The 24,769-nt window shown below is 57.6% G+C and carries 23 protein-coding genes; 12 read left to right on the top strand and 11 right to left on the bottom strand.

Features of this window, described 5'->3' with window-relative positions:
* The first annotated feature begins 149 nt into the window (after nucleotides 1-149).
* From A3709_RS09525 to A3709_RS09500, 5 genes are all read left to right on the top strand, one after another.
* Nucleotides 150-1,247 (top strand): OmpA family protein, encoded by a 1,098-nt coding sequence (locus tag A3709_RS09525; RefSeq protein WP_082850023.1) that lies wholly within the window; start codon nucleotides 150-152, stop codon nucleotides 1,245-1,247.
* Between the two features lie 153 nt (nucleotides 1,248-1,400).
* The gene (locus tag A3709_RS09520; RefSeq protein WP_066053547.1) at nucleotides 1,401-1,760 is read left to right on the top strand and encodes a cupin domain-containing protein; all 360 of its coding nucleotides are present in this window, start codon (nucleotides 1,401-1,403) and stop codon (nucleotides 1,758-1,760) included.
* Nucleotides 1,761-1,881: 121 nt separating this feature from the next.
* On the top strand, nucleotides 1,882-2,178 hold the full coding sequence (locus tag A3709_RS09515) for a sterol desaturase family protein (RefSeq protein ID WP_066053544.1): 297 nt from the start codon (nucleotides 1,882-1,884) through the stop codon (nucleotides 2,176-2,178).
* A gap of 525 nt (nucleotides 2,179-2,703) precedes the next feature.
* The gene (locus A3709_RS09505; RefSeq protein ID WP_156507646.1) at nucleotides 2,704-3,999 is read left to right on the top strand and encodes a cytochrome P450; all 1,296 of its coding nucleotides are present in this window, start codon (nucleotides 2,704-2,706) and stop codon (nucleotides 3,997-3,999) included.
* 31 nt (nucleotides 4,000-4,030) lie between these two features.
* Nucleotides 4,031-4,351: a 2Fe-2S iron-sulfur cluster-binding protein gene (locus tag A3709_RS09500; protein WP_066053540.1), complete on the top strand. Its 321-nt coding sequence runs from the start codon at nucleotides 4,031-4,033 to the stop codon at nucleotides 4,349-4,351.
* 78 nt (nucleotides 4,352-4,429) lie between these two features.
* On the opposite strand, the gene tatA is transcribed toward A3709_RS09500, so the two are convergent.
* The 3 genes from tatA to A3709_RS09485 all read right to left on the bottom strand — a co-directional run bounded on the left by tatA (nucleotide 4,430) and on the right by A3709_RS09485 (nucleotide 7,577).
* Nucleotides 4,430-4,597, bottom strand: coding sequence for a twin-arginine translocase TatA/TatE family subunit (gene tatA, locus A3709_RS09495; protein ID WP_082850052.1), 168 nt, complete (start codon nucleotides 4,595-4,597; stop codon nucleotides 4,430-4,432).
* Between the two features lie 68 nt (nucleotides 4,598-4,665).
* The gene (locus A3709_RS09490) at nucleotides 4,666-6,543 is read right to left on the bottom strand and encodes a PhoX family phosphatase (RefSeq protein ID WP_066053535.1); all 1,878 of its coding nucleotides are present in this window, start codon (nucleotides 6,541-6,543) and stop codon (nucleotides 4,666-4,668) included.
* A gap of 179 nt (nucleotides 6,544-6,722) precedes the next feature.
* Nucleotides 6,723-7,577 carry an SDR family oxidoreductase gene (locus A3709_RS09485; RefSeq protein ID WP_066053949.1) on the bottom strand — a complete coding sequence of 285 codons (855 nt, stop codon included), beginning with the start codon at nucleotides 7,575-7,577 and terminating at the stop codon, nucleotides 6,723-6,725.
* Nucleotides 7,578-7,809: 232 nt separating this feature from the next.
* Between A3709_RS09485 and A3709_RS09480 the strand changes: the two genes are divergently transcribed.
* On the top strand, nucleotides 7,810-9,246 hold the full coding sequence (locus A3709_RS09480) for an MFS transporter (RefSeq protein WP_082850021.1): 1,437 nt from the start codon (nucleotides 7,810-7,812) through the stop codon (nucleotides 9,244-9,246).
* Here A3709_RS09480 and A3709_RS09475 read toward each other — a convergent pair.
* Nucleotides 9,230-9,970 carry a DUF547 domain-containing protein gene (locus A3709_RS09475; RefSeq protein ID WP_066053530.1) on the bottom strand — a complete coding sequence of 247 codons (741 nt, stop codon included), beginning with the start codon at nucleotides 9,968-9,970 and terminating at the stop codon, nucleotides 9,230-9,232. The two genes, A3709_RS09480 and A3709_RS09475, sit on opposite strands and share 17 nt — an antisense overlap.
* Before the next feature lie 48 nt (nucleotides 9,971-10,018).
* Between A3709_RS09475 and A3709_RS09470 the strand changes: the two genes are divergently transcribed.
* The gene (locus tag A3709_RS09470) at nucleotides 10,019-10,456 is read left to right on the top strand and encodes a DUF1499 domain-containing protein (RefSeq protein WP_066053527.1); all 438 of its coding nucleotides are present in this window, start codon (nucleotides 10,019-10,021) and stop codon (nucleotides 10,454-10,456) included.
* Nucleotides 10,453-10,770, top strand: coding sequence for a hypothetical protein (locus A3709_RS22580; protein WP_082850020.1), 318 nt, complete (start codon nucleotides 10,453-10,455; stop codon nucleotides 10,768-10,770). The genes A3709_RS09470 and A3709_RS22580 overlap by 4 nt, the downstream gene beginning before the upstream one ends.
* Here the strand turns inward: A3709_RS22580 and A3709_RS09460 are convergent.
* From A3709_RS09460 to A3709_RS09440, 5 genes are all read right to left on the bottom strand, one after another.
* Complete coding sequence (locus tag A3709_RS09460; protein ID WP_066053521.1) at nucleotides 10,767-12,227, bottom strand: deoxyribodipyrimidine photo-lyase; 1,461 nt, start codon at nucleotides 12,225-12,227, stop codon at nucleotides 10,767-10,769. The two genes, A3709_RS22580 and A3709_RS09460, sit on opposite strands and share 4 nt — an antisense overlap.
* On the bottom strand, nucleotides 12,224-13,138 hold the full coding sequence (locus A3709_RS09455; protein ID WP_066053518.1) for a GIY-YIG nuclease family protein: 915 nt from the start codon (nucleotides 13,136-13,138) through the stop codon (nucleotides 12,224-12,226). The genes A3709_RS09460 and A3709_RS09455 overlap by 4 nt, the downstream gene beginning before the upstream one ends.
* Entirely contained in the window at nucleotides 13,135-13,965 is an 831-nt protein-coding gene (gene nei / locus A3709_RS09450; RefSeq protein ID WP_066053515.1) for an endonuclease VIII, read from the bottom strand. Before nei ends, A3709_RS09455 begins: the two co-directional genes overlap by 4 nt.
* A gap of 120 nt (nucleotides 13,966-14,085) precedes the next feature.
* Nucleotides 14,086-15,309, bottom strand: coding sequence for a trans-acting enoyl reductase family protein (locus A3709_RS09445; protein WP_369795139.1), 1,224 nt, complete (start codon nucleotides 15,307-15,309; stop codon nucleotides 14,086-14,088).
* 28 nt (nucleotides 15,310-15,337) lie between these two features.
* A complete protein-coding gene (locus tag A3709_RS09440; RefSeq protein WP_066053509.1) occupies nucleotides 15,338-16,591 on the bottom strand; it encodes an MFS transporter in 1,254 nt (417 codons plus the stop codon).
* Nucleotides 16,592-16,698: 107 nt separating this feature from the next.
* Between A3709_RS09440 and A3709_RS09435 the strand changes: the two genes are divergently transcribed.
* Entirely contained in the window at nucleotides 16,699-17,166 is a 468-nt protein-coding gene (locus A3709_RS09435) for a DM13 domain-containing protein (protein ID WP_066053507.1), read from the top strand.
* Between the two features lie 5 nt (nucleotides 17,167-17,171).
* Here A3709_RS09435 and A3709_RS09430 read toward each other — a convergent pair whose 3' ends face one another.
* The gene (locus A3709_RS09430; RefSeq protein WP_066053504.1) at nucleotides 17,172-17,684 is read right to left on the bottom strand and encodes a DUF427 domain-containing protein; all 513 of its coding nucleotides are present in this window, start codon (nucleotides 17,682-17,684) and stop codon (nucleotides 17,172-17,174) included.
* Nucleotides 17,685-17,886: 202 nt separating this feature from the next.
* Between A3709_RS09430 and A3709_RS09425 the strand changes: the two genes are divergently transcribed.
* From A3709_RS09425 to A3709_RS09415, 3 genes are all read left to right on the top strand, one after another.
* Nucleotides 17,887-19,812 carry an NAD(P)/FAD-dependent oxidoreductase gene (locus A3709_RS09425; RefSeq protein WP_066053502.1) on the top strand — a complete coding sequence of 642 codons (1,926 nt, stop codon included), beginning with the start codon at nucleotides 17,887-17,889 and terminating at the stop codon, nucleotides 19,810-19,812.
* A gap of 71 nt (nucleotides 19,813-19,883) precedes the next feature.
* Nucleotides 19,884-21,272 carry a hypothetical protein gene (locus tag A3709_RS09420; RefSeq protein WP_066053499.1) on the top strand — a complete coding sequence of 463 codons (1,389 nt, stop codon included), beginning with the start codon at nucleotides 19,884-19,886 and terminating at the stop codon, nucleotides 21,270-21,272.
* Entirely contained in the window at nucleotides 21,265-22,170 is a 906-nt protein-coding gene (locus A3709_RS09415) for a metallophosphoesterase (protein ID WP_066053496.1), read from the top strand. Before A3709_RS09420 ends, A3709_RS09415 begins: the two co-directional genes overlap by 8 nt.
* Before the next feature lie 486 nt (nucleotides 22,171-22,656).
* Here A3709_RS09415 and A3709_RS09410 read toward each other — a convergent pair whose 3' ends face one another.
* The gene (locus A3709_RS09410; RefSeq protein WP_066053491.1) at nucleotides 22,657-24,765 is read right to left on the bottom strand and encodes a VCBS domain-containing protein; all 2,109 of its coding nucleotides are present in this window, start codon (nucleotides 24,763-24,765) and stop codon (nucleotides 22,657-22,659) included.
* Nucleotides 24,766-24,769: the final 4 nt, after the last annotated feature.

Here is a 24,769-nt window from a genome sequence, read left to right as displayed (position 1 = left end):
GCTTTCACCCCAATTCTGGCAAACGCCGACGGGATGATGCTCCGCTGAACAACGTGCACCAAGTTGGAGCAGCCAACCATTCTCGGGTATTCGCGTGGGCCTCGTCGGGGCAGCCATTGGCCTTAAGTTCTTATAGGAGACCGCACAATATGAAACAGCCCTGTATATCGCTAATGACAAGCATTGGCGCACTCATCCTTTTGACCGCATGCGCGGGCAGCCCGCGAACGCCATCCGACGGTGGCACCCAGGCCGTCGACCTCAACGACTTCACGCCCAAAGTCGATACCTTTGTCGTGCTTTTGGACAGTTCAGATTCCATGGAAGAAAGTGATGGCCAGCAAGACAAGTTTCAAACGGCGCTGGATAGCGTCGCCAGCTTTAACCAGGCCGTTCCAGCCATCGACATCAATTCAGGATTGGTCTTGTTTGGCAAAGGTGCCGGCAACTGTACTGGCCACAGCATGGCCAAGCAGATCTACGGCGTAAGCCCTCACAACAAAACTGACTTTCGCAACGCTCTGAACGCAATCGAGTGCACTGGAGGTAGCACTCCCAGTGGCGACGCACTAGGCCAGACAGCCTCAGCATTGGCCGAAGCCACGGGTAACCTGGCGGTGTTCATTGTCAGCGATTTCGAGTGGGAAGAGTCCGCCTCCGCGCTGTCTGCCGTGACCAGCATGCGGGGCACACATGGCGACAGGCTCTGCGTCTATGCCATTCCCGTCGGCGACTACCGAGATAAAGGTGCGTTGATCGCGGACATTACTGGCGGTGCCAGCTGCGGCGGGGTTACCGCGGCCTCAGACCTGGCCTCGCCGGATGCAATGACGGCTTTTGTGGCAGACACCCTCATGGCACCAGTACCGAAAGTGACCTACGAAAAGCAGACTTTGTCAGCCAACACTCTGTTTGCGCTGAATAGCGCTGCGTTATCTTCTACAGGTCAGGCAGACCTACGCAAACTCGCCGCATACATTAAAGAGCATGGCTCTGACTTGAAAGACCTCAAGATCACTGGGCACACCTGTAATCTGGGCGCTGAGAGTTATAACGAGGGACTGTCCGTGCGCCGTGCTGAGACCGTGGCGAACTTCCTTGCCCAGCAGGGTCTGCCCGCCAACCTGATGGACGTTAGTGGCATGGGCGAACGAAGCCCCAGCGTCAGTAACGACACTCGTGAGGGCCGCGCTCAGAATCGTCGCGTCGACGTTCAGATCGGCACCATGAAACCCCAGGGAAACTAAGGCTTTCGCCAACAATTCCACGGCTAACCGCGTGTCGGTTAGCCGTGTGACCGTTCAGTTGAACCCGCTTTATCCGAGGCATACCTCTCTGAGGTAATAGTCAGCGTCGCTCCCCACCCCTATGCTTTACAGCAACGCAATGGAGAACCCAACATGGCCAAGACGCTAAACGACGTTATCAATTTCGCGACAAGTACAGCTGAAACAGAGCGCTACCCTACCCCTGAGGAAAAGCGCCTGCGCGGCACGCCGATGCAACATGCTACAACCCACTTTGCTGTCGACGAGACGTTTTTCGCTGGGGAATGGGGCGCGGAAGAAGGCTGCTGGAAAGTGGCTTACTCGGAGAATGAGTACTTTCACATTCTCACGGGTAAATCCATTCTGCGGGACAGCGCCGGCCATGAGGTCGAGCTCAACCCCGGAGACAAGCTGTGCATCCCTGCCGGCTTCGAGGGTGAATGGGAAGTGCTCGAGCCGACCACCAAGGTGTTCGTCATCTACGAACCCTAGGCCAGTGCGGAGCCACTTGCTGTGATTATCGATAATCTCACAATATACTTTTGGCATAATAACCACAGCATCGCCGGCGCCAAAAGTGGTGCCGGCAAATGGGTACCGGTCAATTGGACCGATGTCTTTCGCGCAGATCAGCGGCATTGTCCTTGCCGCGTCCATTACCATATCAGTGGCTGAGATGCTCTACCTGACTGTCGTCAGTAACCAGGAGAGCTTTGTACACGCCTACGCAGCGCCGCTCAAAAATGTCGTGTTTGTAGGTATTCCCGTCGAAGTAATTATAGTGATCAGCCTGATCGATGGTGTCTGGGGTAAGTTCCTGCATATCAGCCCTAAACTGGTACCAGGGCGCTACGGGCCACTGGAGTACGTGGTGCCAACCCCCAGCTGTCACCGTTTCCACCACGGTTAGAACCTGCTGTATATGGACACCGACTACACATCTATCACCTTGTTCTGGGACTGGCTATTCGGCACCCTGCAACCGCTGATAGACGAAGAGCCTGTAGAGCACGGCATCACACTTCAATCGAAGTTCAGAGAGTCACTAAATGATTGCATGGACGGGAATAGTGCAGGCGCTGGGCCCTTGCTGGGTGGCAATAGCTATACCACCGCCTGTAATGGCTCAGACTCTCAGGGCTCGATAATCACACCCCAGTAATTACCACCCGAGTAGCGTCCCTTGCCTCCATGGGCCCCGCACCCGCCTGGCGATTGGGGCGCTACGCCACCCGGCCGCTGGCTAAAGACGATGCGACAGTAAAATACGTCACCCCCCTCAAAGCCGCGCGAATCTTCACCTGACAACAGCTGCCCATCTGTAGCCCAAAACGACTTCCAGCTCATGATGCCCAAGCCTGTTCCCGACAAACTAAACTGTTGTATAGTCTGCTGCCAATAATGTTAACGATGACAACAAACGAGGCTGATGATCATGGATAACGCCGCAGATCAGAACGTAGAAGCCAACCCGGAAGAGTTTTACCGCTCCCCCACCACCACGCCGGAGGCCGACCCCTGGGCGCTGGCGCTGGAAGATATCGACCTTGCCACAGGCTCAATATTCCAGGCCCAGAAACACCACGAATACTTCAAACGCTTGCGCCAGGAAAACCCGGTCCACTACCACGACAAGAACCCGGAGATTGGCCCCTACTGGTCACTCACACGCTATGAAGACATCATGGCTGTGGACAGCGACTTCGAACGGTTTTCCTCCGAGCCCTCCATTGCCTTGTACGATGAAGTGCTGGGCGAGGAACGGGCACCCATGTTCATTGCCATGGATCCGCCCAAGCACAATGAGCAGCGCGGTGCGGTCACACCCGCGGTAGGGCCTGTCAGGCTCAAGGACCTCGACAAACTGATTCGCGAACGCACGGTGGAAGTACTCGATGAATTGCCTGTTGGCACCCCCTTTAACTGGGTGGACAAGGTCTCTATCGAACTGACTACGCGTATGCTCGCAACCTTGTTCGACTTCCCCTTCGAGGACCGTCGCAAACTCACCTATTGGTCTGAAGTGATCACTACCCCGCCTATTCTTATGGGCCTTACAAATGAAGAGCGACTAAACCATCTCGGTGAATGTCTGCAGACCTTTACTTCCTTGTTCCATGAACGTAAGTTCGAAGGCAATGAAAGTCAGGACTTCATTTCACTGCTGGCAAACAACCCGGCCACAGCCGACATGAATGGCGTCGAGCTATTGGGCAATCTGATGCTGCTCATCGTGGGTGGGAATGACACCACCCGCAACTCCATGTCAGCGGGTGTTATGTTTATGCATGACAACCCGGCGGAGTTCCAGAAGGTGAAGGACAATGAGGCACTGATCCCCTCAGCCGTATCTGAGATCATTCGCTACCAGACGCCACTGTCCTACATGCGCAGAACCGCCAAGGAAGACGTGGAGATCGGCGGCAAGCAGATCAAGAAGGGCGACAAGATTGCCATGTGGTATGCCTCGGGCAACCGCGACGAATCGTTCTTTGAAGACGCCGACAAATTTATTATCGATCGGGCCAATGTCCGCCGCCATATGGCGTTTGGGTTTGGCATTCACCGCTGCATGGGTAACCGTGTGGCCGAAGCCCAGTTGCGCATCGTATGGGAAGAGATCCTCAAGCGCTTCGAAAGGCTGGAAGTGGTCGGCGAACCGGAGCGCGTCGAACACAGCTTCGTTCACGGCATTAAGGACATGCAGGTCATCGCACACCCGAGGCAATGAAAAACTCGCTGATACACCAAGGAGACAAGTAATGGCTAAAATCTACGTCACTGACGCCAGTGGTACCGACCAGGTGGTCGATGCGTCCAATGGCGATTCCCTCATGAATGCCCTCCTGGAAGCGGGTGTCGATGGCATGCTCGCCGATTGTGGCGGCGGCTGTGCCTGCGCCACATGCCACTGCTATATCGAAGGCGACGGCATGAGCCTCGTGGGCGAAGTCAATGCTATCGAAAACGTGATGCTCGATTCAGCTGCCAGTGAGCGCCGTGAGAATAGTAGACTGTCATGTCAGATTGATATCAGTGATGCGCTCGACGGACTCACAGTGACCGTGGCTGAAAACGGCTAACCGTCCTGCGCCCCTTGAGTATAGCGCTTGCGGGTTATCCTAGGAACGGACAGAACAGCGGGCGATCTTGATTGCGGACTACCCCACCCTTTCCTCGGGCTCCTCATCCCCGACACTTTTTCTAAAGCCCCGAATAGCGCTACCTAGATCGCTACCCAGCGAACCAAGGCGCTTGCTGCCGAACAGCATGATCACAATCATCAAGACGATAAGAAGTTGCCAGACTCCGATACCACTTATACCCATGAAGCTATCTCTTTTTTGGTTGAAAAAAAGGGCACCACCAACGGCGCCCACATCCTTCACTTACCGGCTTAACTGCCAACCACACCGCCACCCTTACGTGTGATCACAATCGTGCTATCCCGTGGAATGGTCACCCCATCCGGCTCTGCGGGGAAATTACTGGCCAACGGATCACCATTGCCAGGATGCTGAGTATTGATAAACATGGTGCGACGATCCGGCGTAGTCGTCAGCCCGGTAATTTCATCACCTGTAACACCGGTGAACAGGCGCTTGATATCGAGATTCTGAGAACCGCCCTCGTCGTACACACTGCACACCAGCATCTGGTTGTTCAGGCCCTTCATCTGCCCGCCATCAGTCTGGATGAACATGCGGCCGCCCGGATCCACCCACAGGCCATCGGGATCGCTGAAGGTGCGCTCGTCGCCCTCGGCATGGGTGTCCTGGGCAATGGAGAAGATATCCCAGGTGAAGCGCTTACCCACATGCTGGCCTTTGTCACGCCAGCGAATGATATGACCATCTTCGTTAGGCGTTAGCGGGTTAGCTGGATTGGGCTCTTCCCGGCGACTGTTGTTGGTAAGCGTGCAATAGACATCACCATTCGGTGCCACGGTGGTCCACTCGGGCCGATCCATAGGCGTGGCGCCTAACAAGTCGGCGGCCACCCTCGCGTAGGTTAATACTTCGGCTTGGCTGTTGAAGCGCGCTGCCAGCACCGGATCGTTAATCGTCAACCACAGCCATTCACCAGTGCCATCTTCGTTGAACCTGGCGACATACAGGCGACCCTGATCGAGAGGGCTGAGTCCTTCTGCCCGCATCTCCTGCCAGTTGCGGGCGGAGACAAACTTATAGATGTAGTCAAAACGCTGGTCGTCGCCCATGTACGCCACAATACGTCCGTCTTTGCCTTCAACAATCGCTACGCCTTCGTGCTTGAAGCGACCCAGTGCAGTACGTTTCACCGGAGGCTGGTCCGGCGCCATGGGATCAATCTCTACGACCCAACCAAAGCGGTTGTCTTCATTGGGGTGTTCAGCGCTACCCAGGTCGAAGCGTCGGTCCGTCGTGTGGGTTTCCCAGCCGTAGCCAAAGCCCTCGGGAGAAAAGCCGTAACGTTCCTGTTCTTCAGTGGGTGTCCAACTGCCCTGGCTGTCGCCAAAGTATCCGTTGAAGTTCTCTTCACAGGTCAGGTAGGTACCCCAGGGCGTGAAACCACTGGAGCAATTATTGACTGTGCCTTTTGCGCCAGATTCGGGAGCCAGCAAAGGCGTGCCTCGCGCCGGGCCTGAGAATAGTACCGGTGTATTCGGCGTAATCCGGCGGTTGTAAGGGCTATCCACAACCACTTTCCAGCCCTGCATGCTGCGACGGATATGCACCATAGCCACTCCGTGGGCTGCTTGTGACAGGCGGATGTCTTCATCGTCTTCTGGCGCTGACTTGCCCAGTACGTGGCTATTGCGACCAAACTCATGGTTAATGGCAAGAATCCCTTCCTTGTTCTTGCCGTCAAATGGGAAGAAGTGCATGCCATCATGACCCACACCCACCATGCGCTCCTGGTCTGCCGCGCTGGGGCGAGTGTTGGGGTCTCCAGTGTACTCTGCAATCCCGGACTGCAGGGGCGTACCCCAGGGAATCAGCACCTGATACTCGTAGTCACTGCTGATCGAAGGCATGGGTCCCGAGCCTTCACTCACCGGCACCGGCGAAAAGTTGATTCTGCCTTTCCGCAGCCGCGTCTCTCCCACATTCCGCGATCCAAGCCCATTATTCTGGGTCAGTGTCATGGTTTGACCCAGACTGGGCGCGATAAAGGTCGCAGCCGCCAGCCCAACCGTACCAGTGAGAAATGAACGTCGAGATGAAGCCGCCTGTACGACTTCAGCGAATGTGCGGTTACCCGAAGAATTGCAACTGTCTTCATCGTGGCTCATGAAGTTTCTCCCTACTTTTCATTGATAATGTGAGCAGAGCCATGGCGCCGGCGCGGTCATTGCCTGCCAGTCATCACAGCGAGAGAACAGCGTAGAAGCTGCACATGTCGTTACGGTGACGCTTAGGTGTCTATCCGGTGACAATTTGGTTTCACACCACGCGCAGAGCGCGAGACTGCTTAGGGATAGCGAAAATCTGTTGCCGTCTCGCTAAACGCCCACAGCTGCTCTGCAGTGGCGTCATCAAGCACCCATGACTTGGGCTTCACCTGTTTGCAGTTGGAAAAGTAACGGCCGCTGACATCTGCGACGGCATCACTCTCGCACAAGTACATGGACGTCTCTGCGCCTCGATCAGGGCTGCGAAAGAAGGGCTTTAGCAGCGCGGGCAACCAATGTGAGAAGAAGCCTTCGTTTTGGGTACCCAGAGACGTTGCCACTGCGCCGGGATGCAGGCAATTCACCGTAATGGTGGTATCTGCCAGACGTTTCGCCAGGCTCCGGGTAAAGAGAACGTTAGCGCCTTTCGAACGACCGTACTCGCGAAAGGTTTTATAGCCTCGCTCGGCCTGCATATCATCGAAACCCATACCGCTAACGAAACGATGTGCATCGGAGGCTACGTTCACGATGCGGGCCGCGCGACTTAGCGCCATTCGCGGCAATAGCAAGCCCGTCAACAGAAACGGCGCCAGGTGGTTAACCGCCAGCGTCTCCTCATAACCGTCGGTAGTAACCCTACGCTCGGTGTTCACCACACCGGCATTATTGAGCAGAATATCCAGCGGCTGCTCCAGCGCCAGGCATTGCTCTGCGGCGCGGCGAACACTGTCCAGATCCGCCATATCCATAATGACAATCTCAGGCCTAAGGCCGCTGGTAGCAACGATTTCTCTGGCCAGTTCATCACCTTTTTCGGCATTGCGGCAGAACAAAACCAGCGATGCACCTCTGGCGGCGAGTTGTAATGCACAGCTTCTGCCAATGCCTGCTGTGGGGCCGGTGATGGCAATATGGCGTCCTTGTACTGTCATGGTGTAACCACCCTCAAAATTGTTCTCGCTTTGCGACACGCGCTGCGTTTGCGCGAGTTGCCTTCGAGTATGGCAAAAGTCCCGCTCAGGCTCCACGCGAACAGCGTTTTCCGAGCACCGCTAATGACCGGAAGCTGGCCAATACCAAGGCCGATCCTGCACTGGCCTTAGCAGCCCTGATCTGTTTTTATAGTGCGCAACTAAAAATAACAGTGGATACTTTCAACTGCCAATGCTCACTCCCCGGACAAGGCTGCTCTATGGCGTTGGTGGCGGCATTTATGCGGTCAAGGAAGCAGCCTACGGCATTTTCATCCTGTTGTTTTACACCCAAGTCCTCGGTCTATCCGGGTTCGTCACGGGGTTCATCATCGCCCTCAGCCTGGTGTGGGATGGCATTTCAGACCCGCTGATTGGCGGATGGTCAGACAGGCTGCGCAGCCGCTATGGCCGGCGCCACCCATTCATGGTGTATAGCACGGTACCGATTGCCATCGGATTTATCGGGCTGTTCTCACCTCCGGCAACCGTTGTGGCATCATCCAGCTTACTCGCCTGCTGGCTGCTGTTCTGGTCGCTGTGGGTTCGCACCTTTATCACCGCGTTCTCGATTCCACACCTCGCCTTAAGCGCAGAGCTAACCCACGATTACCACGAGCGCAGTCAATTGATGAGTATGCGCCTTGGGTTTATGTTTCTTGTCACCCTGTTTCTGCCAGCCGCTGGCTTTGTGTTTATCTTCGGGGCAGAACCAGAAGTTGATGGCCGATTTATCGCCCAGAGTTATCCCTGGTATGGCCTGATGTCCGCAGCGGTCGCGGTTATGCTGGCGGCTGTGACGATCATGGGTACTCGGGAGCACATGAGTCAACCCAACACAGAGGGTGAGGACTATGGCCTGCCGAGGCTGCAGGATTATCTCACCGACGTTCTACAGACATTACGCAACAAGACGTTTCGCACCTTGATTGCCTACGACGTGGCAGCGTCTATCGGTTGGGGTTGTGCTGCCACATTGAACATCCTCGTGGGCACCTACGTGTTTGAATTCAGTTCCGACGACATGGCTATTATTCTCGCCGTCCCAAGTTTGATTGCCGTGTTGCTGGTGTGGCTTTCAATCAAGCCTATCAGTGCGCGCTGGCAGAAGCCGGAGATCATGCGTTATGCCCTCTGGGCCCTGCTATTCAACAGCCTGTGGCTACTGCCACTCAAACTGGCGGGCGCCCTGCCAGAGAACGACAGTCCCGTCATTCTTGCACTGAACATCATCAACCTCACAGTGCTCATGTTCTTCTTTTTACTGCGTATCACCAGTGCCATGTCGATCGTCGCCGACATTTCCGACCAGCATGAACTGGAACAGGGCGGCAGACGCGAGGGTGGTTTTTTTTCGGTCATCACCTTCACCAACAAGGTATCATCACTGGTGGGCCCCCTCTACGGTGGCATCGTGCTGGATGTGATAGGCCTCAACCAGCAGGACCTGCCAGGCAACGTTGCCGAACCAGTGCTGGCGGGCCTGATGATTTCAGTACTATTGGTCGTGATTCCCACGCTCTTGATTGCGCTTTTCTACGCCTACAAGATCAGCTTCAGCCGCGAGCAGGTGGACGCTATTCAAGCGGACCTGCAGTACAGCAAGTCGGGCTCTATAGCTCGCCATTGAGGCTCCAGTCGTAGTCCAGGTATTCAACCTTCAATTTTTTCTCGCGCAATAGCGGGGCGAAATCGCCTTCGACATAAGACGCAACGTAGGCCTGCACTGACCCCGCCGCTGTGACGAAGTCCTCTTCGAACCATTTGAAGATACTACTGAGTTCAGCGCGGCCCTCATCGGGCCAGAACTTGTTGCGTGCTTCGTCGTTGATAAATTGTCGGGCCGCGCTGTCGAGCTGCTGATCAAGCGCTTGTACGGTGTAGGCCTCTGACTGCAAGATAGGACAGGACATGCTGGCGCAAACGATAGCGAAATGAATCCGCGGCTCACCGAGTGGGAGAATCCTGTCATGCTCTAGCGCGTGAAGACTCAACGGTTCGCCCGCAACCGTGTACTTGTCGCGTTTGAAGTACAGGTAGCGCCCCCAGAGCGTGGCAGGTGAACGACCATCAAGAATGCCCCTGGCGGCGAGAATGTTGTAGGTATTGATGTAGAAAACGAGCTTCTCGTCTCGCGTCATCTCGCTGACGTCAGCAGCGGCAATCTCCTCTACTAGCGCATCAAAACGAGCATTGTTGTCCCACTGACTGTACCGCACATAGCCATTGTTGACGGCCTCTCCCAGCAACTCGTTCCAACTGCCCACGTCCAACTGCGCCAACGCGGAATAAGGCAAGACGAAAAGCACCAAGATGAGGCGCGCGGCGATTTTCTTCAGACAGATTTTGGACATAACAGAGCCTCGATACACCTTTTCCTGCAGCGCAGGTACATTAACCGTATGGGAAACATTTATTCAACACTGGCTTTGACCGCGCTATTGCTCACAGGTTGCACCAGTCCTCCTGAAAAACCGCCACCGGGCACCTCTCTACCACCCTGTGGGCCACTCCCGAACTGCGTAAACACAGAAAGCAGCGCAGGCGATCAGGCGATCGAGCCGCTTCAGGCCAGCTTCACTCAGTGGCAGGCGTTAAAAGCATGGCTGGCCTCACAGCAAAACTGGACCATTACTGCAGACGATGGCGACCTTGTTCAAGCAGTAGCAACCACCCCCGTCATGCGCTATCGCGACGATGTCCTGCTCAGGTACGATGCCGCCCGCAACGTTGTTCACGTGCGCTCCTCCTCGCGCCTGGGTATTGGCGATATGGGGGCCAATTACGCCCGGGTAGAGCAGTTGCGCAAGCAGCTAGCGTCGACCCCGAGTCAGCCTTGAACGGTAACGCAGTCACGCAGTTCCGGCGAGCCGGGCGTCGGGGCCACTGCCCCTGTTGCGCGCGCGAGCTTCCACTGACATTTCATCACCTGATCCCGCGCAAGCTCCACCGGCGCAAGCACTATCAGCGACACTACGACAAAGCGACCCTCGCTCAGGGGATTTATGTTTGTCGTGACTGCCATGACGGCATCCACAGGGCCTACTCGGAAATGGAGTTGGCAAAAGGCCTGGCGACGCCAGAGGCACTGCTGTCCGACCCGGAGCTGGCTCGCCACTTTGCGTGGGTGTCCCGGCAGCGCCGTCGCAGCTAACCGGTTAGCGGTCGCCGCTCGACGTGGCGATCGAGGATACGCGCTGCCTCTGAACTGACGTGTGGATTGTCGCGCATGGCCCACAGTCGATCCCGTGCCCGTCGGTACGTCAGGCGGTGGTCAACAATGGGCTCTGGATATTCCGCCAGTTCCAGCACGCGCTCCATCGGCGTCGCCTCACTGGGGTCATGCAGCAGATGCAGCGGGACGTCACGCAACTCGGGCAACCAGCGGCGAATAAAGCGCCCATTGGGATCATGTTCCTGCGACTGCTTTACCGGATTGTAGATTCGGATCGTGTTTGTCCCTGTGACCCCGGCTTGCATCTGCAGTTGGGCATAGTGAATGCCGGGTTCGAAATCGAGGAACAGCGACGCCAGGTGAGCCGCAGCATCCTGCCACGGCTGCCATAGGTGATGGCAGAAAAAACTGACCAACATGGCTCGCATGCGAAAGTTGGTGTGGCCGGTTGCCTGCAGGCAGCGCATGTTGGCATCCACTATGGGGAAGCCGGTGCGCCCCTCACGCCACGCAGCTTGCAACTCAGCATCGGGCGGCCGGAGCATGTCCCGGTAGCCCCGGTTAACGTCTTCGTACTCCATACGGCGTTCCATCTCGAACTTTTGAATGAAATGGCAATGCCAATGCAAGCGCGATTCGAAGGCCGCCATCGATCGGTCCCATCCGTAGCGCTGTCGATTGGCTTCCAGGCTCTGGTAAACCTGTCGTATGGATAGATTGCCCCATGCAAGATAGGGAGAGAGCCTTGAACAATGTTCCCGGCTCGCTGTTGGACTGGACACATTGCCTTCATAGTCGCGCCCACGGTCACTGAAAAAGGACTGCATGCAGGCATCTGCGGCATCGGGACCGCCTGGCTGGAACTCAGCATCTTCCGTCACCCAACTCGCGGGGGGGCTGCGTAGCAAGAGTGCCACCAAGGGCCCGTCACGACGCCAGGGCTGGGGCTGCAAGTGTTCAAGGTTCGGCTGTATCTGGGGCGAGTTCATCAGTTCGCGCCAACGCCTGTTCCAGCCTCGCCGGTCGCGGCGCCCCCGCTGGATACCGTTGGTTGCTGTTTCCTGCCATGTAGCACCTACTGCTTTGAGGTAAGTGGCAACGGCCTTGTCTCGTTGAAAGGTTATCTCAAGGCCCGTCTCTTCGTGGCTGTATACGGCGGCCACGCCAAATTGCTCGTGCAGCAATCGAAACACCGACAGAGGATTAGCGCTGAACACGTGAACTCGCGCACCGAAACATCGTAACGACGCATTGATGTCGCGCAGGGACTCGCCGACAAACCGCCAGTGCCGCGATGAGTAGCGGGGGTCATTGACAAGTTCGGGCTCAAAGCAATACATCAGGAAGACCGGCCGGCCTGCAGCAATCGCATTCGTCAGTGGCGCGTGGTCGCGCAACCGCAAATCGCGCTTGAACCAGACCACGGAAATACTCATGGAATCAGCTCGCCTGTTGGCCAATCCACCGCTTTCATTGACTCAAGATCCAGCAGGTCACATTCGCCCCGGCCAAGCGTCGCCCGCAGAATACGATGGGTATCACGGTCGAACATTGTGCCTCCCGCTCCGTCGACTGCCCTGGCCGCTTCGGGTGACGCATAGGTGCCGAGATACATCCAGTTGTGCAGCAAATGGTATTCCTGCGCAGGCTGGTGCATATCCGGTTTTTCGGCCAACTCGCGCAGCAGCACCGGGGTCGTGATTGGCCATGCACTGAGGCGCCGGGATGCCAGAGCGCTTTGGAGCCGCGCGTTGTGAGCATCCGGCGCTTCGCCCCCCACACAGGCGCCCTGGCAGCGTCCAATCTGGCGCTGGAAACACGGCCCCTTGCCGCGCTCGAGCCCAAGCACTCCGGGACAGAGCTGCTCTGACCTGGCGAGCTTATCCATGGCCTGGCGGGCGTGATAGCGGCTACTGTAGGAACCGTAGGCTGCACGAACGTCCAGGCCTTCCAGACTGAAGCTCTCAAGCTCAGGTTGCAGGAACCCCGCGGCATTGGCAGTTAGCACGATCGACCAGAGCCTACGGACGGAGCGCTGGCGCCGATTGTAGAGGGGTATTTCACGTTTAATGGCCGCATTCTCAAGTAGCAACGCCCCGGCCTCACCGGCCGTGGGGCGAAAGTCGATGCGCCGGGTGCCATGCAACATTCGCTTCTGCCGCTCAGTCTGGCTGGAGCTGGCGTAGTGGGAGCGAATGCGACTGCGCATATCAATGCTCTTACCCACATAGAGCACCTGGCCCTCACCATCGAGAAATCGATATACGCCGGGACATCGCGGGGGCGCTTCCACGTATTCATCCCCCAGCGAGTACTGCGGCTTGCATGCCGACTGCGCCAGCGTCATCCAGCATCCCTCGGCTGACAGCTGGGACAGGTGTAGAGGCGCCGACTGCCCACTTCCTCGCGGCGAATCTCGCTGCCACAGCGATAGCAGGGATAATCAGCGCGCCCGAACACGTAGAACCGTCGCCACTCACGCGTCAATCCCTGGCGCTGCAGCGAGTTCGACAGCCGCGGCGCCAGTGTGATTCCACCGGTATCGTAGCTGCGTCGGCTAATATCAAGGGTGCTCCTGGCCAGCCTGCCGCGTTCACCGCGGGTCAGGTCTGCCGCGGTGCGCTTCGGGTCCAGGCCGGCATCGAACAGAATTTCGGAGCGCAGGTAATTGCCATTTCCCGCCAGAAAGGCCTGGTCCAGGTAGAGAGCTGACAGCGACTTACCAGCGAATCTGGCATCCTCCAGCCGCGCCGCCACGGCCCGCCAGGTGAGACGGCGGTCCATAATATCGGGTCCCAGTTTTTGCAGAAACGGATGTTCGGGCAGCTCTGCCGTTGGCCAAACACTGATATCAGATGCACTGTAGAGAATGGCGCTGTGGTCGGCAGTCTGCAGCAGGAGGCGCATTGAACGAGTGGTGTTGGGGAGTTTCTTGCCCTCGACCACCTGCCATACGCCATACAGCTGGTTGTGCGAGTAAATGCTGTAGCCATGATCGAAATGTGTGAGCATCGCCTTGCCCCGGGTTTCTACATCCACCACCTTTTGGCCGCGTAGCTGGCGCGCGTATTTCCGCAGGCGTGGCAGGCCGAATCGCACGGTGTCGACCACTTCGCCGACAAGCACGTCGCCTATAGCGTCGGCTGCGCGCCGTATTTCCGGGCCCTCGGGCATGATCCTCTCCCTGCGCTGGCGCAATAAATAGACAGTTGCTGAAGATACGTCCAGGTATTGGCCACTGACCAGACAACGCCCCCAATTGAAGTCGACAGAGTCTGGTCTAGTGGCAAGAGATCAGGGTACGTCTGCCACCCGCTCGAAGGTCAGGCCGGCGCTCTCCTGCAGGCGCTGAATAAGTACACTTCCCATAGCTGAGGCCGGCGTCCAGAAACCACCCTCGCAGTCCAGGTCGTCACGGGCCAAACATATTGCGGCCTCCGCCAGCATCTTGGACGTGGAGCCGTAGCCCGGATCCCGGTCGCCGGTGACGCGAGCCACCATGTCGGCACTGCGATCAGTGGGGTGGACACCGTACAAGTAAATATCGAAGAACCCCTTCTCGCGCTGCTCCTTGCTGGGCCCCTCTCCCGGGGCAGGCAGGAAGCGCCTCGCAATGGCCCGCAGTGGCGCAATGGCCAGCGATGCGGTCCCCGCCGTCATCGCCAGCCCGGCGAGTTTTGACGTCACCGCTCCCTGTCGGGCAGGGGCGAGCATCGATTCGGAGTAACTAAAGTTTTCGCCCCATGCGAAATCGAGCAGGGCATTGCTGCGCCGTACGACACGGGTATTAATACCAGCCATAACAAAAGGCAGTGTCCAGCGCTGAAAGTCGTCATCGTAAAGTGCGCTGGTCTGATCATTGCCATCCGGCCCCCGCGGCGCCCCCTCGGGCAACAACGCATAGGGGTCAGCTACCACCTCGCGCACCTTCCGGTCCTTTCCCGCGGTCTCCATGATATTGATCATGCTGGCAACCGTGCCGCCACTGAACGCGCCACTGAAGCGATCAACCATGAGTTTCACTTGCTTGGCTGGCACACCATGTTCCGCCAGCATGGCCTCCTGTAGAAACAGCGTACCCAGGTCTGAGGGAATACTGTCGAAGCCGCAGGTATGCACGATGCGCGCACCGCTGTCCCGGGCGTCAGACTCGTGTCGCCGGATCATGTCTCGCATCCAGGGCACTTCCCCTGTGAGATCACAGTAATGCGTGCCCGCGGCGACGCAGGCAGCCACCAACTCACTGCCGTACAACGCATAGGGGCCCACCGTGGTACAGACTACCGATGCAGAGGCGACCATAGATGCCAGGGCATTGGAATCGCGGCTATCGGCAACAACAATCGGGGTATCTGGGGCATCGATGGCGTTAGCGATCTCACGCAGTTTGTCTTCATTGCGGCCGGCTATGGCCCACACCAGGTCTTCGCCATTGCCGTAGACCTTCTGGAGGTACTCCGCCACCAGCCGTCCCGTGAAGCCGCTGGCGCCGTATAGAATGATGTCGTAATCGCGCACAATAATTCTCCTTATAGCGATGGGCTTGTTACGCAGGGTTGCCGCCGTTGTCTCTCTCCGGCTGACCGATCAAATATAAGACCGCTGTCGCGACAGCGCACACCAGGGCAAAACCCGGCAACACCACCGGGAATGACAGCCAGTCCACGAGGCCGCCCATGGCCATTGCGCCCACGGCAGGAGCCCCCATGGCAACCATAGTCCACAAGCTGAGCACCCGCCCCCGGTAACTGTCGTCGACCACAAGCTGCGCCAGCGCCTGGCTGGACGTGCCGGCCATGGTTGCCGCCATGCTCAGCAACCCGACCAGCCCCGCGGCCACTTGCAAGTCACCCGCTCCGGCCAAGGCCAGCACCAACAATGCACTGACAACAAGGCTCAGTGCCAGCAGGCGCAACAAGCGCCTGTGCCCTCCGCCCTGGCGACTAACCACGAGGCCGCCGATGATGGAACCTGCGCCTGCAGCCGCCGTCAGGGTAGCCAATGTTGCAGAGTCGCCCTGCAGCAATACCCCGGACACCGCCGGCAGCAGTTCGATCACGGTACGGCCCAACAGTGCGTTGATAAGTGTGAAACCAAACACCAACCTGATCATTTCGTGACCGGCGGTGTAACGCAGACCAGCGCGCAGCTGCTGCCGGAAACCTATATCCTGCGAGCGCTGTCTTACCGGGGGTGCGACCCGGGTGTCCCACAGCGACGGCAGTGCCACCAGCATCAAGCCTGCGGCACAGCCATAGGCCCACGCGGAGGACGTCTGGGTCAAAATCCAGGCGCCCAGCGCCGGCCCGAGAATACGCGAGGTATTGAAGACCATTGCCGAATAGCCAATGGCGCTGGGCAGCGATTGCCGGGGCACCAACAGAGGCACCAAGGCAAGGCGTATCGGTGTATGCGCCGATGTGGTGACGCCCAGGGCTGCGGCCAGTACCAGCAGCGCGGAGAGATTGAACAGGTCGGCGGCAACAAGCACCCCCGCGATACCCGAAAAGAACGCATTCAGCGCAATGGTCAGCAGCAGGCCATTGCGTGGATTGATACGGTCAGTAACGATGCCAAATAGCGGTGATAACACCAGCGCCGGCGCCAGAGTCAGTCCCGCCACAACGCCCACCCAGGTCGCTGATTCCGTCAGCTCCCAGGCACTCCATCCCAACAGGAAGCGCAGCAGCCAACTCCCCAGCGTCGAAAAGACAGCGGAAGGAAAGTAATGGCGATAGGTTGCAGAGGCGAATGCAGAGCGGTGTGCGAGTTCGCCTGAGCCCCGCGGGGGAGTCGGCATTCGCACACCCTAGCGCCATCGCGTCAAAGGTCAAGCGCACCGGGCCCTGTTTCGCGCACCGAGGCCGCGACAGGTATATAGTGTAGGGGTAAACGGAGGACTCGCCCATGCGCGCACTATTGCTTGTTGCTTCCCACATTGCAGTGGCCATCTTCGGCTTTATGGCGGGGATTTTCGCACTCCCGATTCTTATGGCCCCGGATGCACCACAGGCAGAGACCGTTGCCGCTGCCCAGGTAGGCGCTACCTATACAGGGGAATTTCGACGTGACCTTAAAGACAGTGACTTCCTGCACTGGGGCGAAGGCGTGATCTCAGTCGGCCCCGATGCCATTACCCTGCTGGGGCAACTGGCGCCGGGGCCGGCATACAAACTCTATTTATCGCCCGAATTCGTCGAAACAGAGACGGGGTTTGAAGCCATCAGGTCGAGCATGGTGCAGGTAGGCCCGGTGGACACCTTCGAAAACTTTGTCGTGCCGGTCGGCGCAGACATTGATCTGGAACGCTACAACACCGTCATCATCTGGTGCGAATCCTTCAGCCAGTTTATTACCGCAGCACGTTATCGCTGACCTCTCTACCAGTGCCCGGTGCCCGGCCCGCCTTTCACCGGCCCGGCAATAGTGCTGGTCACCCAGCCGCCATAGAACTCACCCGGCTGAGGCTGCACCCGCTCCCCGTCCACAAAGCAGGCAATCCGTCCCGGGTAACATGACAGAAAGCCATCGATGGAGGCGAAGCGTTCCGACGGACCTTCATAGCTCCAGGCCACAGGCACCTTCTTCGAATCGTAGGCCAGCGCCCAATAAGTGGCCGCCCCCTTCCACTCGCAGAACGAGCGATCTGCCGTTTTTACCAGCAGAGACCAATCCACAGCGTCGGGCGGCAGGTAGTAAGTGGGCGGACTGGCGGTTTCCAGAACCCGCTGTGACTGGCGCGTGCTGACCAGCATCGCGGCGCCGAGTTGGACCTCCACCAGGCTGTCGCAGGCCACAACTTCAGGGGGACGCGGGTAATCCCACACCGACTCTTGCCCGGGGCCGGGCTCCTCAGCGAATGACGGCCGCTCCCTACCTGTGTACTTCCACATACCTGCTTCTCCTGCTCCTACGCCACAACGGGACATGACTTTTCATCGCGGGGTGTCGAAAGCGGCCTGTCACAATCAAAGTAAGTATAGAAGTCGGCTACGGCTTGTCGAGGTGCTCAGGCAGGCATGGCGAATAAGTCCAAGCTGGCCCCTACCCTTGCCAGCAATGTCTATACTCAGTCACAAGTACTAGGGAATAGGCATGGACTGGAACGTAGACCTTAATAAAATCAGCGATGCACAACTGCAGGCGGCACTTGCTGTAGCCAATATTCCGGCGCTGATGACCACGATGACGCACCTCACGAATGATTGCAGCCACCTGCGCGGTGATATACAGCCGCTGGTCATTCCACTGGCAGAAGAGGAGGACGGACTGACAGAGGCAGCACGCCAGACCGCCCGCCTGCTCGCATTCCACATACTCAGGGCATACCGCGACAGGGGCTGTCCGGAACTTGTCACGCCAAGCGATGCAATAATTGAACAGGCCATGCACTACACCACCGGCCATACCATTCCCGATGAGCAACTGCCGCTAATGCGCGAGGAACTCAATTTGTTCGGGGAGGACCGGCGTCGCGTACATATCCCTGCAACCTCAGTGCCCGACAGCTATCGGGTGTTGATTATTGGTGCCGGCATGTCCGGAATACTGGCCGCCATCCGCCTCCAGGAGGCAGGCATAGACTACCTCATCGTGGACAAAAACCCGGCGTTTGGCGGCACGTGGTACGAGAACACCTACCCGGGTTGCCAGGTCGATTCTGCGAATCATCTTTACAACTACTTGTTCGCGCCCAACCCTGAGTGGCCCGCGCACTTTTCCAGCCAGGCCTCATTGCTCCAATACTTTCAGAACGTTGTCAGAACCTTCGGTCTGAGCGCGCAAGCGCGCCTGGCAACGCGAGTGGATAGTCTCGCATACGACGAGCAATGTCACGACTGGAAAGCAACACTGGTAGGCAACGACGGCCTCGAGCACGAGGAACAGTTCAACTCGGTGATCAGCGCAGTCGGCCAATTGAACACACCGGCCATGCCGGACATCCCGGGGATCGATTCCTTCCAGGGCACCAGCTTCCACTCCGCGCGCTGGGAGCATCAGCACGATCTCACCGGCAAGCATGTGGCCGTTATAGGTACCGGTTGCAGCGCCACCCAATTTATTCCGGAAATTGCAGAGTCCACCGGGGAGCTGCTGGTTTTCCAGCGCACCCCAAACTGGCTGCTACCGATGGAGAACTACCATGAGCCCATGGAACCAGGGCTGCTGTGGTGCCTGCGCAACATCCCTTTCTATGATCGCTGGTACCGGTTTTTCCTGTTCCGTGCACGCGCTATGGATGGCCCACTGCCATTCCTTTACAGCGAACCCGGCTGGGCGGGGGAACCGCAATCGGTGGGCAGCGCTAACGCCATGCTGCGGGAGGGCATGGAGGCCTATATTCGCGAACAGGCCGGTGATGACACTGCGCTGGCCGATGCCTTGGTGCCCGACTATCCACCCGGCGGCAAGCGCCCGATTCTGGATGACGGCACCTGGATCAGCACCCTGAAAAGAGACGATGTCACGCTGGTCACCGAAGGCATCGAAGCTGTCACACCCGAGGGTATTAGAACGAACGACGGTACTGTGCATGCGTGCGATGTGATCATTTACGGCACCGGCTTCAATGCCCATGATTTCCTGTCCACACTTGACGTCAAAGGTAAAGAGGGATGTGACCTGCACCAGCGCTGGAATGGCGATGCCCGTGCCTACAAAAGTGTCACGATTCCCGAGTTCCCCAATCTGTATCTGCTCTATGGCCCCAACAGCAACATCGTCGTTGGCGCCAGTATCGTGTTTTTCAGCGAATGCGAGATGCGCTACATCATGGGCTGCCTGAAGATGCAGTTTGAGCAGGGCCTGGCCAGCCTGGAAGTCCGCCCGGAGCATTTCCAGCAATACAACCAGTGGGTGGATGAGCTCAACTTACAACGGGCCTGGGGTTCACAGTCTGTCAGCAGCTGGTATAAGAACGCCACTGGCAGGGTATCGCAGAACTGGCCGGGCACACATTTTCAGTGGTGGGAGCAAACTCGCGGGCCCTCTGCTGATGAATTTTTGGTTACGAAGGCTTAACGGATGCCGCTCCCTACCTACACGCTCTTAAGAAGGAAATTACCATTTAGTGATTGGGAGGACGCCGGGCGATGACAGCTCGCTACCAAGTCAGCCGGAATAGCTGCGCCATCCTGCTGCTGGTTCTGCAGGTTATGATCGGCGTGAATACTGTTCATGCCAGCAACTCAGTTTGCCGAATTGTCCCGCTGTTACCCGGTACACCCGACGATCCGACTAAAGCACAGACCAGCCGTTCTTACTGCGAGATAGATTTCTCACAACCATCGGTCGCGGTCTGCCCTAAAAACTGGAGCACCAGTGCAGCCATGCTGGTGTACGATCTTTCTGGAACGGCCTGGGAGGGTCGCAACACCGCCTTTGAAGCAGAGGTCTGCCCAGAGGGAAAACACGCTCGCGACAGAGCAAAACGTGAGCTTGCTGTGTTCAAGCACAGCATGAACTTTCGTGACACCAGCGGCACTTATGCGCCGGCGATTCTACTCTACGATCACTTCAGCCGCTGGTTAGGCACTGTTGTGCAGGTGCCAGCAGCGGCCGAGCTGCGCTTTGACAAAGCATGGTATGCACAACGCGTTGTGGCCCCAGGCTTAGCGCTGGCCGAGAAGCACCCGTCACGCCAAATGTTGCTCGCTGCCTGGCAGCACCTCCAGCAAGATGTGACTTCCAGAGATGACGTCAGCGAATTTACTCTCCGCCAGCCACCTGCCATCTGGGGTGCAGCGCTACTATTCACTGGCAGCCGCTACGGTGCGGAAATCAACGGCACCCGGGAATCGGGCTGGGGCAAAGGGCAGAATTTAGATTTCCAGCAGACCGCACCGTTTCTGGCATTGCGACATCCTGAGAAGCTAATGCTTGCTGTAGATGCAGGCATAGCACAGGCTAGAGCCAATCCTGTCATGTCCGAGGCTGTGGCCGACGACATCAGCCGCACTCAGGTCGCCTGGTGGATGCTGGAGCTGCTCGATATCATCATCCTCGATTACCTGCTGGGCCAACAGGACCGGGTTGGCAACATTGATTACCAGTGGCGCTGGCTTTGGCTGCAGAACAACACACTGCACAGTGAAGTGGCCACTGGCTCGGCACCCCTCGTTTCCAATGCTGTGCGCCTACGCACCACTTGGCTAAACGACAACGACGCCGGCGTGCGTGCTGGCTATGCCAACTACGCGCGCACAACAGCCATGCTCAAGAACCTCCAGCATTTCAATCCTGTCCGCTACCAGCGCCTGAAAGCACTCGCGCGCGATCTCGAAACACAGGGCCCGATGTATCAGGCTTTACTGGATAATTATCACCTGTCCAAACGTGAGGTGCTCAACATAAGCACGCGCGCAGATGAGATTGCTCGCATCATCACTGCAGACTGCAAAGCAGGTAAGTACCGCTTTGATCTGACGCCGGACAATGTTCTTGAGCAGCGCAACACTGCAACGGAGATTGCCTGTGATTAAGTGGGTGGTGCCACTGTTCCTGTGGCTCAGCGTAACCGCACATGCAGACCCTCTGGTGTTTATGGCTGATCTCAATGGTCGTTACGGCAGTGTTGAGTATCACCCCCGCATTGCAGAAGCGGTAAGCAAGGCAATTGATATGCGACCTGCAGCGGTCGTTATTGCCGGCGACATGATCGCCGGCCAAGCCCGCCCGCCGCTGGAAGCAGCACAACTGCAGAGAATGTGGGCCAGCTTTGATCGGACGGTTCACCGCCCACTGCGGGATGCTGGCATCCCGGTACTCGCAGTACCCGGTAATCACGATGCCTCGATTTATCCGAGCTTCGCTCTCGAGCGCGATGAATTTGAATCTTACTGGCAGCGCTATGAGCCAGGCGCGCTGCATGGGGAGTCGAACTTTCCCTGGTACTTCGCACTCGATGCAGGCGCGTTTCGGCTTGTGGGGCTAGATGTGACCGCGCCGGGGCCATTGCCAGCGGCCCAGGAGACGTTTCTCCGACAACAGCGAGTGGCGGCCCAAAATGAACAACAAACACTAGTGGTGATCACCCACTTACCGCGCTACCCACTGGCTGAGGGCAGGGAGACAGAAACATTTGAAGCATCTTCGCCCGGCACCGGCGAGATCTGGGTTTCGGGCCATCACCATGCGTTTTTCGACGGTGTTACATCGGCAGGCGTCAGGCATATTGGTGTTCCCGCGCTGGGCGGCAATCGGCGCTTCTGGCTGGGGACCCACCAGAAGAGCCCGTTTGGTTTCGTTACCATAGCGGCGGATGGGGCCACTGAACTGCGACCTTGGCCTGGCTATACAGCCAGCATTAAGCACTTCGGTCCCAAAAATATCGGACCACTGCGTAATACTGCGCAGACAACGCCAACACTTGCTCCCTGATCTTGTCCTCGGCGGTTCGTGGCGATCGGCACTCAGAACCAAAGTTGGCCATGGCTAGGCTAGGCGAAGCCTCGCCAAACGAGCGAGGGTGATCAGAGAGATTACCGGATATTTTTTGCCTCTATTCTGGGTGTTGAGCGCCACCTCCGACGTCGATAATCATGCGGCCAAAAGTATAGAAGTGCGACACTCGATCCGGTCAGAGCTGACGTGCTATGTTGGTTAGACCTGACAACGTGCCACCTAGAACGGATCTATGAGCCCATGAAAAGAACGCCTGAGAGTTCAGCAAGTCTGTTTTCTTTGCCCTACTCACTGTTTTGGTCGTTGTGGCTGCCTGGCTTCCTCCGCCAGCACCCCTGTCGTCTTTGACTGCTCCGATGAGATAGGTCCAGTACCCGGACTCTCATTTGCGGCCACTATCACGCTCTGTCTGGCCATGCTTGGCTGTGTAGTGCGCTTCTACCGCTCGATGCGGTCGTCAGGCTAATAGCTAAAGTCGGTCGCCGCCTCGTCCTGAAGGTTGAGCGCCACTGGCATATCCAGCGCTATCATTGCGGCTTGATGTCCAGCGCCAGATAGCTGCACAGAATCCACAGGCTGCTCCAGCAGGCCGCTGTGTTCCTCAAATATCGGCAATATCAGCTCATTATCGCCGGAGAGCATGTCATGCATCTCGATGCTAAAGCTGGTGTCGTGCACCGTCGAGGTGGATCCATCCTTAAAGCGAATCTCGGATTCACCGAAGATTGTCACATCACCCCCGGCGGCGCTGCCCGCTTCACTATCGTCACTGTAAGTCAGCGCAATAGCATCGACCCCCAGTTCGGATAGAGCAAACAGTTCACCCGCATCGGTGACGCCATTGGAATTGGCATCCTGCCAGAGGGCAAATTCTTCGAATCGTTCGTCCTCAGCATCCAGAACCCCGTCCTGATTGGAGTCGAATACCTCGGCAATTGCCGCCAGGTCAGTTTCGGCAGTGTCGCTCCACTCGGTGAACACATACTCCTGAGCCGTGTTCACTGTTCCGGAGCCATCTGCGTCGATCACCAGCAGGGCATCTTCCGGTGCCACCCATGCCGTCTGCTTGACCACGCTGGTAGATTCATCCACAAACCTCACACCGGCATCCAGGGCAAAATAGTCGATGCCGTCGTTATCGAGATCGACAACGACAGGTGCGTCGCAATCCTCCGCGGCGTCGATCTGCACCGCCGGCGCTGCGGGGTCTTCCACAATGTCAATCTGCACGGTTGAGGTTGCTGTCGTATCACCATCGCTCACCGTAAAGGTGAATTCCTCCACCGCCGGGCCTGCACCGTGTTCGAGCGGCTGCTCCAGTGTGTAGACATAGGTAGCACTGCCGCTGGCCGGATCATAGGTCTCTACCAATAAGGTGCCGCTGGCACCAGCAATGCTCACGGTGCCGGCCGTCAGCGCAGCCACGCTGACTACCACGCCATTGATGGCGACTGACTCAATGTCGTCCAGGCCATCGGGGTCACCTACCTGAAACGTACCCGACGCCCGGGTGGTTACAGGACCTTCGCCTGAACCGCACTCGAGGCCCGCTTCATAAACGGTGCTGGCGACAATCGAGTAGATGAGGTAGTCGTCGCCACGTCCTGGGGCGGTAAACACGATTTCATCAAACGCCTCGCCATTGTCCGGCGCCAGCGTTATCGCCGGATCGACGCGATTGCTACCGCCACGATGCTCGCCAGTGCCCACTACCTCGCCGTCTCTCAAGAAAGTGAAGGAGGCTCCCTCACGGGGATTCATCCAGGAGAACGATACCTCGGCACCATAGACAGGGGTATCAAAGGATACCACCAGACTCTCGCTGTCTCCCCCGCTCTGCCCAAGCTCCGTATTCGCACCAGACGCTGTTCCAGCAACACCGAAACCCACGGGCTGCCCATTGATGGAAATCGCAGCCGGATCACCGCTCAAATCAAATGCTGACACCAGAAAGTCTTCGTCAGTGTTATTCACATTCGCAGTGGTGATCTCAATGGGGTCATACTCGGCAGTAATTGTCGGCTGGTCGTTGAGAGGATTAATCGTCACCGTGAGCTGAGCGCTGTCAGTGGATCCATCACCATCACTCACGGTATAAGTAAAAACGTCGTATACAGTTTCTCCGCTGTCGAGGCCGACCAGATCTGCGGTGAGCGTGTAAGTATATGCACCGTCCGCGCCCAGCGTGAGAAAGCCATACATGCCCTGTAAGCCCACGCCGATAACACCCTGAGTAGTGCCAGTACTATCGCTTTCCTCACCAGTGCGCAGCGCCGTTATCGTAAAACCGGCGCTGTCCGCCCCGGCCACATCCCGTGCGTCGCCATTGCCAGCACCCGTCAGCACATTGCCGCTCTCCGAGGCCTCCGGCAGTGCAGCCAACGCACGGTTGTCGTCGAGCGCTACTGGCTCATCGTCGATAATGCTAATCGTCAGTACATCGTTTACCTGATCACCATCGAGGTCCACAACCTGCAATTGAAAACTCTCGACCACCTCGGTTCCTGAAGTCGGGCCACTGAGCGTATAACTATATTCGAGTCCGGTGCCGCCCAGGGCAGTGACCGTCAAAACA

Source organism: Halioglobus sp. HI00S01 (assembly GCF_001635445.1).
In the GTDB taxonomy this organism is placed as follows: domain Bacteria; phylum Pseudomonadota; class Gammaproteobacteria; order Pseudomonadales; family Halieaceae; genus Halioglobus; species Halioglobus japonicus.
The sequence above is the reverse complement of the archived record's forward strand: the minus strand, read 5'-3'. Positions and strand labels throughout refer to the sequence as shown.

Excerpts from the sequence above, each read along its gene's own strand:
- A3709_RS09525 (WP_082850023.1), top strand. The coding sequence starts at position 150 with ATGAAACAGCCCTGTATATCGCTAATGACAAGCATTGGCGCACTCATC.
- A3709_RS09520 (WP_066053547.1), top strand. The coding sequence starts at position 1,401 with ATGGCCAAGACGCTAAACGACGTTATCAATTTCGCGACAAGTACAGCT.
- A3709_RS09515 (WP_066053544.1), top strand. The coding sequence starts at position 1,882 with ATGTCTTTCGCGCAGATCAGCGGCATTGTCCTTGCCGCGTCCATTACC.
- A3709_RS09505 (WP_156507646.1), top strand. The coding sequence starts at position 2,704 with ATGGATAACGCCGCAGATCAGAACGTAGAAGCCAACCCGGAAGAGTTT.
- A3709_RS09500 (WP_066053540.1), top strand. The coding sequence starts at position 4,031 with ATGGCTAAAATCTACGTCACTGACGCCAGTGGTACCGACCAGGTGGTC.
- tatA (WP_082850052.1), bottom strand. The coding sequence starts at position 4,597 with ATGGGTATAAGTGGTATCGGAGTCTGGCAACTTCTTATCGTCTTGATG.
- A3709_RS09490 (WP_066053535.1), bottom strand. The coding sequence starts at position 6,543 with ATGAGCCACGATGAAGACAGTTGCAATTCTTCGGGTAACCGCACATTC.
- A3709_RS09485 (WP_066053949.1), bottom strand. The coding sequence starts at position 7,577 with ATGACAGTACAAGGACGCCATATTGCCATCACCGGCCCCACAGCAGGC.
- A3709_RS09480 (WP_082850021.1), top strand. The coding sequence starts at position 7,810 with ATGCTCACTCCCCGGACAAGGCTGCTCTATGGCGTTGGTGGCGGCATT.
- A3709_RS09475 (WP_066053530.1), bottom strand. The coding sequence starts at position 9,970 with ATGTCCAAAATCTGTCTGAAGAAAATCGCCGCGCGCCTCATCTTGGTG.
- A3709_RS09470 (WP_066053527.1), top strand. The coding sequence starts at position 10,019 with ATGGGAAACATTTATTCAACACTGGCTTTGACCGCGCTATTGCTCACA.
- A3709_RS09460 (WP_066053521.1), bottom strand. The coding sequence starts at position 12,227 with ATGAGTATTTCCGTGGTCTGGTTCAAGCGCGATTTGCGGTTGCGCGAC.
- A3709_RS09455 (WP_066053518.1), bottom strand. The coding sequence starts at position 13,138 with ATGACGCTGGCGCAGTCGGCATGCAAGCCGCAGTACTCGCTGGGGGAT.
- nei (WP_066053515.1), bottom strand. The coding sequence starts at position 13,965 with ATGCCCGAGGGCCCGGAAATACGGCGCGCAGCCGACGCTATAGGCGAC.
- A3709_RS09440 (WP_066053509.1), bottom strand. The coding sequence starts at position 16,591 with ATGCCGACTCCCCCGCGGGGCTCAGGCGAACTCGCACACCGCTCTGCA.
- A3709_RS09435 (WP_066053507.1), top strand. The coding sequence starts at position 16,699 with ATGCGCGCACTATTGCTTGTTGCTTCCCACATTGCAGTGGCCATCTTC.
- A3709_RS09430 (WP_066053504.1), bottom strand. The coding sequence starts at position 17,684 with ATGTGGAAGTACACAGGTAGGGAGCGGCCGTCATTCGCTGAGGAGCCC.
- A3709_RS09425 (WP_066053502.1), top strand. The coding sequence starts at position 17,887 with ATGGACTGGAACGTAGACCTTAATAAAATCAGCGATGCACAACTGCAG.
- A3709_RS09420 (WP_066053499.1), top strand. The coding sequence starts at position 19,884 with ATGACAGCTCGCTACCAAGTCAGCCGGAATAGCTGCGCCATCCTGCTG.